Genomic DNA, 401 nt, shown 5'->3' with positions numbered 1-401 from the left:
CCGTTCTACCTCGTAGACCTGTTTGGGCAAGAGCTCTGAAAGTTCTCCTCGGACGCGGTCATCGGTGGCATCGTCGAAGTGATGCTCATCCAACAGCAAATCGTGTTGGCCTGTCACGGCGATATCCCGATTGGCGTCGTAGCCGAAAAAGCTGGAAGGCGACAGCATATGGGAAAAGTTGTTGCCGTATTTCCAGTGGATCTTCTTCATCACATCGTTGGCGCGGTAGTTGTTCGCCAGATGGATAAACCAATAGGCCATCGGGTTGCTGCCAGCAGGGCGGATGAAGAACACGGTCATGTACTGGGCACCGCTTTCCTGTTTGATCCCTTCAGACAGATGGCGTTGGATCAGGTACTGCCAATTGCGAGGCTGATGTGCCTTCAGCTCTTTCAGCATGC

General features: G+C 53.4%; 1 protein-coding gene. It reads right to left on the bottom strand.

Annotation, left to right across the window (positions count from 1 at the left end):
- On the bottom strand, window positions 1-401 hold a 401-nt coding region (gene tcmP / locus HZR81_RS23765; protein WP_500129415.1), incomplete at both ends, for a three-Cys-motif partner protein TcmP.

Origin of the sequence: Pseudomonas sp. LM13 (assembly GCF_041381355.1) — a bacterium.
Taxonomy (GTDB): domain Bacteria; phylum Pseudomonadota; class Gammaproteobacteria; order Pseudomonadales; family Pseudomonadaceae; genus Stutzerimonas; species Stutzerimonas frequens.
This window is presented reverse-complemented; position numbering and strand designations above follow the sequence as displayed.